The sequence below is a fragment of the Jatrophihabitans sp. genome (assembly GCA_036389035.1).
Taxonomy (GTDB): Bacteria; Actinomycetota; Actinomycetes; order Mycobacteriales; family Jatrophihabitantaceae; genus Jatrophihabitans_A.
Map to the genome: position 1 here is coordinate 120,374 of DASVQQ010000005.1, position 6,575 is coordinate 126,948.

A 6,575-nucleotide genomic window follows, 5' to 3' on the forward strand; every position below is an offset into this window, starting at 1 on the left:
TGTAATCCACTTGAGAGAGGCTGTCGGGGCGCGTTGGGCATCGATGACGCACGACTGGCGGCTCGGCTGACGCAGTTTGCACGGCGAGGTACAAATTGAGGGAAGTGCGCTTATCGCCTTATTCACACCTTTTCAGCATTATTTTGCTAGGGTAAGAAACAGTCCTACCCTTCGATCCCTTGGAGTACGCATGGCCTACACCCGGAAGTCGCTGGTCAGTAAAGTCGCGGTCGCGGCCGTCATCGGCGGCACGCTATCTCTGACGGGGGTCGTAGTCGCATCGCCAGCCAGTGCGGCGACCACCAGCTCCGCATCGCATGCCTCGGTGCTGACAAACATCGCCTCCGCCCACACGTTCTTCCCCCCGATTTGCACCCCACCAGACAAGGGCCTCGCGCCGGCCCAGGGGTGGGCGAGCACCAGCGGGCCGGTGCCGTGCCCCGAGCCGCCTGCCGTTTAGTAGAAGGCAGGGCCACGCCGAGTGTCTGGCGTTTGACCACACGGTCCCTCCCGTCACACATCACCCAATCAGGTCACGGTTCTGCGTCGTCTGGAACAGGCAGTAGCGTTGCCAGCCGTGCCGAGTCTCGCTGATGTCCTCGCCGCCCTGGACGGCTGGTACCCCCCGGCCACCGCCGAGTCCTGGGACGCCATCGGCTTGACCTGTGGCGATCCGGCCGTCCCGGTCGAGCGAATCCTGCTGGCCGTCGACTGCGTGCCCGAAACCGTCGCCGAAGCGGTTTCCGCCGGGGCGCAGCTGCTCATCACCCATCACCCGTTGCTGCTCTCGGGCGTGCACGGCGTGCCCGCCGATGACCCCAAGGGCGCGCTGGTGCACCGGATGATCCGGGCCGGCGTCGCGCATTTCGTCGCCCACACCAACGCCGACGTCGCCGCCGACGGGGTGTCGCACGCGCTGGCCGGACGCCTGGGACTGCAGGACACCACGCCGCTGGCGCCTGACCCGGGCCCGGCCCTGGACTACCTGACCGTGTACGTGCCCGCCGCTGACAGCGAGCGGCTGATCAGCGCCCTGACCGAGGCCGGCGCCGGCACGGTCGGCAACTACGACCAGTGCACGTTCACCGTGAAGGGCAAGGGCACCTACCGGCCGTTGCCGGGCGCTGATCCGGCCGACGGCGAGATCGGCGTGCTGAGCCGCAAGCCCGAGCTGGCGGTGTCGGTGGTGCTGCCCCGGCGGCAGCGGGCCGCCGTGCTGGCCGCGATGCGCCAAGCCCACCCGTACGAGGAGGTGGCGTTCACGCTGACCGAGCAGCCGGCGCTGGACGCCGACACCGGCACCGGCCGGATCGGGTTGCTGCCCGAGCCGATGACGCTGCGGGACTTCATCGGCCACGTCGCGGACCGGCTGCCCAGCACCGCGTGGGGCGTCCGGGCGGCGGGGCATCCGGACCAGCTGATCTGGACGGTGGCGGTCTGTGGCGGCTCCGGCGCGTCCTACACCGAGCTGGCCCGGGCCCGTGGCGCCGACGCGTACCTGACCTCGGACCTCAAACATCACGGCACCGTCGAGGCGGTCACCGAACGCGCCGGACACCCCGACGGCGGCGCAGGCCCGGGGCTGGCGCTGGTCGACGCGGCGCACTGGGCGACCGAGTGGCCGTGGCTGCCGGTGGCCGCCGAGCTGCTGCAGGCGCGGTTCAGCGATGTCGAGGTCGCCGTCTCCACCCTGGTCACCGACCCCTGGACCCTGCATTGCAACTGACTGTCACACTGGCTACCCGGGCCGAGCCCGCCAACCCGGCCCGGTCCTGCCTGACCTCGCATTCGCCAGAAAGGGCACGCTCCGCACGTGATCGCTGATCCCTTCGTCCAACTCCGGCTGCTGGACCTGCAGGCGGTCGACACCGCCCTGGCCCAGCTGGCCCACCGGCGGCGCAACCTGCCCGAACTGGCCACCATCGCAGGCTGTGACCAGCGCGCCTCCGGCGTCCGGTCTCGGCTGGTGGACGCCGAGACGTCGCTGGCCGACCTGGACGCCGAGCAGCGCCGGCTGGAAGCCGACGTCGACACCGTCCGGCTCCGGGCCGATAAGGACCAGCGGCGGATGGCCGCCTCCGGGGTGCCGGCCAAGGAGATCGCCGGCCTGCAGCACGAGGTCACCTCGCTGGCCCGCCGGCAGGGCGTCCTGGAGGACGAGCTGCTGGAGCTGATGGAGACCCGCGAGACAGCCGAGGCCCAGGTCGGCCAGCTGCGGGCCGAGCTGCAGGCGATCCTGGCCGAACGAGGCACTGCCGAGGCTGCCCGGGACGAGGTGTTCGCCGAGATCGACGACGCCATCGCCAAGCACCGCGCCGAGCGGGACCGGTTGGCCGGGACCCTGCCGGCCGACCTGCTGGGCCTCTACGACAAGGTCCGGGAGGCCGGTGGCGGGGTAGGCGCGGCGATGCTGCGGCACCGCCGCTGCGAAGGCTGCCGGCTCGAGCTGTCCGGCTCGGAACTGGGCGAGGTCCGGGCGGCCAAGGCCGAGGCGGTGCTGCGCTGCGACAATTGCCGGCGCATCCTGGTGCGCACCCACGAGTCGGGGCTGTGACCGGAGCCGAGCGCTCAGCCGGCCTTCGGGTGGTGGTGCAGGCCGACGGCGGTTCCCGGGGCAACCCCGGCCCGGCCGGTTACGGCGCGGTGGTGCTGGACGCCGACACCGGTGCCACGCTGGCCGAGCGCAAGGCGGCGATCGGCGTCCACACCAACAACGTCGCCGAGTACCAGGGCCTGATCGCCGGGCTGACCGCGGCCGGTGAGCTCGGCGCCAGCGAGGTCCAGGTGCAGCTGGACTCCAAACTGGTCATCGAGCAGATGTCGGGCCGCTGGCAGGTCAAGCACCCGTCGATGCAGCCACTGGCGCGGCAGGCCGCCGAGCTGGCGGCGCGCTTTGACCGGGTCGGCTACGAATGGATCCCGCGGGCCCGCAACAGCCACGCCGACCGGCTGGCCAACGAGGCGATGGACGCGGCGGCCGGACCGCTGGAGCTGGCCGAGCAGGTCGAGCGCACCGAGCCGGCGGCGCGCGCCAAGCCGGTGGCGCGCGCCGAGCCCGCCGAGCCGGTGCAAGAGGGGCTGCCGGCCAACAACAACGGGGCCTGGGTGCCACCGCAGACCAAGCCCACCCGGCTGCTGCTGGTCAGGCACGGGGTCACCGTGTACTCGGTGGCCAGGCGATTCGCCGGCCGCTCGGACCTCGAACTCACCGAGGCGGGCGTGGAGCAGGCCAGCCGGGCCGCCGGCCGGATCGCCGAGCTGGGCCCGGTGGACGTGCTGATCTCATCGCCGCTGCGCCGGACCCGGCAGACCGCGCAGCAGATCGCCGACCGGTTGGGGCTGCCGGTGCTGATCGAGGACGGCGTGATCGAGACCGACTTCGGCGACTGGGACGGCTACACCTTCGACGAGGTGCGCCAGCGGTGGCCCGTCGAGCTGCAACGGTGGCTGGATGATCCGAGCGCGGCGCCGCCGTCCGGTGAGTCGTTCGAGACGGTGACCCGGCGGGTCCGGCGGGCCCGGGACCGGATCCTGTCCCAGCACGGCGGCAAGACGGTGGTCGTGGTCTCGCACGTGTCACCGATCAAGACCCTGGTGCGCCTGGCCCTGGATGCCCCGGCCACGGCGATGCAGCGGATGTTCCTGGCGCCGGCCTCGATCTCTGCCATCGAGTACTACGCCGACGGCCCGGTGTCGCTGCAGGCCTTCAACGAGACCGCGCATCTGGGCGCGCCCGCGCACTGATCCGGGCAGCGGACGGGCGATCGAGCCTGGCGCCGGGCGAGCGGTCGGACGCGCCGTCGCGCGAGCGTTAAGATTGGCGTGCGGCGGACGAGCCGACCGGGCGACCGCGTCAGCCTGGCAACAGGGTGCCGAGGAAAGTCCGGGCTCCACAGAGCAGGGTGGTTGTTAACGGCAACCCGGGGCGACCCGCGGGACAGTGCCACAGAAAACAGACCGCCGGACGATTCGGGCTTGCCCGAGCGGCTCGGTAAGGGTGAAACGGTGGTGTAAGAGACCACCAGCATCCCGGGTGACCGGGATGGCTAGGTAAACCCCACCCGGAGCAAGGTCAAGAGGCTTCTCCGGTTCGAAGGGAGAAGCTGCGCAGGCGTTCGAGGGCTGCTCGCCCGAGCCTGCGGGTAGACCGCTAGAGCCTGCCGGTGACGGCAGGCCGAGATGGATGGTCGCCGTTCGGAGGATCCGTCCTCCGTTCACAGGACCCGGCTTACAGGTTGGCTCGTCCGCCGCCCTCTGCGACGACCATCGTTACAAGGTCACAGCCTTGTCCTTGATGTGTTGCTGCGGGGCTGCAACCTTGTGCAGCGGGGTCCGAGGTTGGCTCGCTTACCGGACACAGCACGAAGCGCGGTGGCACATCGTTGGCCGCGTAGCAGGGAAACTCGCCGAAAGAGGCCCTGCCCGGCGGCCAACGATCGCGCCGAAGCTGTACCGAAGTCATCGGTGGTGGCTCCCTGGCGGCTGGTTCGTCTAGCGTGACGTGGACGGCGGCCGGCCCGGCTCGCCCCTGCGCAGGAGTCGCCCATGGGTACCAGGGATCTGACCGGGACGTTCTGGTTCTGCCAGAAGCACCACGCCGTCGAGCCGTTCGCGGGCTGCGGCAGCAACGAACGGATCGGCCCGTTCGACACCGAGGCCGAAGCGGCCAAGGCGCTGGGCACCATCGCCGAGCGCGAACGCCGGTACGACGCCGAGGACGCCGCCTGGGAAGGCTGAGCGCCGGTCAGTGGTAGCTGTGCTCGGCCCCGGGGTAGGTGCCGGCCTGCACCTCGGCGGCGAAAGCATGGGTGGCGTCGGTCAGCACCTGCGTCACATCGGCGTACTGCTTGACGAACTTGGCCGGCTTGCCGTCGGCCCGCAGGCCCGCCATGTCCTGCCACACCAGCACCTGGGCGTCGCAGTCGACGCCGGCCCCGATGCCGATGGTCGGAATGCTGAGGTCGTGGGTGATCTTCTTGGCCAGGTCGGACGGCATGACCTCCATCACGACCGCGAAGGCGCCGGCGTCCTGCAGCGCGCGGGCGTCCTCCAGCAGCCGCTGGCCCGCCTCGTCGCCGCGGCCCTGCACCCGGTAACCCGACAGGGTGTTCACCGACTGCGGGGTCAGCCCGATGTGGGCCATCACCGGAATGCCGGCCGAGCTGAGCAGCCGCACCTGCGGCGCGATCCGGGCGCCGCCCTCGACCTTCACGGCCTGCGCGCCGCCGTCCTTGAGAAATCGGGTCGCGGTCTCCAGCGCCTGCTCGGGCGAGACCTGGTAACTGCCGAAGGGCAGGTCAGCGACCACCAGCGCCCGGGTCGCGCCCCGGACCACGGCCCGCACCAGGGGCAGCATCTCTTCGACGGTGACCGGAACGGTGGTGTCATAGCCATAGACCACGTTCGCCGCGGAGTCACCGACGAGCAGCACCGGAACGCCGGCCTGGTCGAAGATGCGGGCGGTGGTGTAGTCATAGGCGGTCAGCATGGGCCAGCGGTCGCCGGCCAGTTTGGCGTTCTGCAGATCGCGGATGGTGATCCGGCGGGTTGACGTTCCGCCGTAGAGCGTTTCGCTCATATCGGGTCCTCTGGGTTCCTCGAGGCCGGCTCGCCGGTCCCCGGGTGGGGGGTGGACCCCTCTATGGTGCTCCTGCGGCCCGGACTTGGGAACCGCTGACCCGCCGAGAGATCTAACTCACTACCGCTGGCCGAACCGCGCCGTGAGCTCACGCGCGCCGGTCAGGACGAGCCGCGCTCGCGCCAGCGGTTGGTGATCGGCAGCCGGCGGTCCCGGCCGAAGGCCTTGAGGCTGATCTTCGGCCCCGGCGGGTACTGCCGCCGCTTCCACTCCGCCGCGTCGGTCATCCGGGACACCCGGGTGACCAGCTCCTCGTCGAAGCCGGCGGCCAGCAGGTCCTCGAAGCCGGCGTCGCCGTCGACGTACAGGGCCAGCAGCTTGTCCAGCACCTCGTAGTCGGGCAGCGAGTCGGAGTCGAGCTGACCCGGCCGCAGCTCCGCCGACGGCGGCTTGGTGATCGAGTTCTCCGGGATCGGCGCGAGAAGACCCTGTCGGCGGGCCTCGGCGTTCCGCCAGCGGGCAAGCTGCCAGACCAGCGTCTTGGGCACGTCCTTGATCGGGGCGAAGCCGCCGACCGCGTCGCCGTAGATCGTCGAGTAACCGACCGACAGCTCGCTCTTGTTGCCGGTGGCCAGCACCAGGTGGCCGTGCTGGTTGGACAACGCCATCAGGGTGGTGCCGCGTACCCGGGCCTGCACGTTCTCCTCGGCCAGGCCGGTCAGCTTCAGGGACTCGACGAACGCGTTGACCATCGGCGCGATCGGCACCGTCTGCAACGGCGCGCCGAGGTTGGCGGCCAGCTCGGCGGCGTCAGCGAGCGAGTGCTCGGAGGAGTAGTCACTGGGCAGCGCCACCCCGTGGACGTTCGCGCCCCCGATCGCGTCCGCCGCGATCGCCGCGACCACCGCCGAGTCGATGCCGCCGCTCATCCCCAGCACCACCGAGGAGAAGCCGTTCTTGACGATGTAGTCCCGGGTTCCGATCACCAGGGCGCCCC

Annotated in this window: 6 protein-coding genes and 1 other RNA gene; 5 read left to right on the forward strand and 2 right to left on the reverse strand. The window is 70.8% G+C overall.

Annotated features, from left to right (window positions below):
* Positions 1-577 precede the first annotated feature (577 nt).
* The 5 genes from VF557_02265 to VF557_02285 all read left to right on the forward strand — a co-directional run bounded on the left by VF557_02265 (position 578) and on the right by VF557_02285 (position 4,737).
* Positions 578-1,726: a Nif3-like dinuclear metal center hexameric protein gene (locus VF557_02265; protein ID HEX8079015.1), complete on the forward strand. Its 1,149-nt coding sequence runs from the start codon at positions 578-580 to the stop codon at positions 1,724-1,726.
* An 87-nt stretch (positions 1,727-1,813) separates the two neighbouring features.
* Complete coding sequence (locus VF557_02270) at positions 1,814-2,554, forward strand: C4-type zinc ribbon domain-containing protein (GenBank protein HEX8079016.1); 741 nt, start codon at positions 1,814-1,816, stop codon at positions 2,552-2,554.
* Positions 2,551-3,744 carry a bifunctional RNase H/acid phosphatase gene (locus tag VF557_02275; GenBank protein ID HEX8079017.1) on the forward strand — a complete coding sequence of 398 codons (1,194 nt, stop codon included), beginning with the start codon at positions 2,551-2,553 and terminating at the stop codon, positions 3,742-3,744. Before VF557_02270 ends, VF557_02275 begins: the two co-directional genes overlap by 4 nt.
* Before the next feature lie 88 nt (positions 3,745-3,832).
* Positions 3,833-4,247: RNase P RNA component class A (rnpB, locus tag VF557_02280), an RNA gene on the forward strand.
* A 298-nt stretch (positions 4,248-4,545) separates the two neighbouring features.
* Positions 4,546-4,737 (forward strand): hypothetical protein, encoded by a 192-nt coding sequence (locus VF557_02285; GenBank protein ID HEX8079018.1) that lies wholly within the window; start codon positions 4,546-4,548, stop codon positions 4,735-4,737.
* Between the two features lie 7 nt (positions 4,738-4,744).
* Here the strand turns inward: VF557_02285 and panB are convergent, their stop codons facing one another.
* Together panB and nadE are read right to left on the reverse strand one after the other, a co-directional pair.
* A complete protein-coding gene (gene panB, locus VF557_02290) occupies positions 4,745-5,578 on the reverse strand; it encodes a 3-methyl-2-oxobutanoate hydroxymethyltransferase (GenBank protein HEX8079019.1) in 834 nt (277 codons plus the stop codon).
* A 161-nt stretch (positions 5,579-5,739) separates the two neighbouring features.
* Positions 5,740-6,575: NAD(+) synthase (gene nadE, locus VF557_02295; protein ID HEX8079020.1), on the reverse strand; the 836-nt coding region annotated here is incomplete at its 5' end.

Coding starts and splice junctions, on each gene's coding strand:
- VF557_02285 (HEX8079018.1), top strand. CDS start 4,546: ATGGGTACCAGGGATCTGACCGGGACGTTCTGGTTCTGCCAGAAGCAC.
- panB (HEX8079019.1), bottom strand. CDS start 5,578: ATGAGCGAAACGCTCTACGGCGGAACGTCAACCCGCCGGATCACCATC.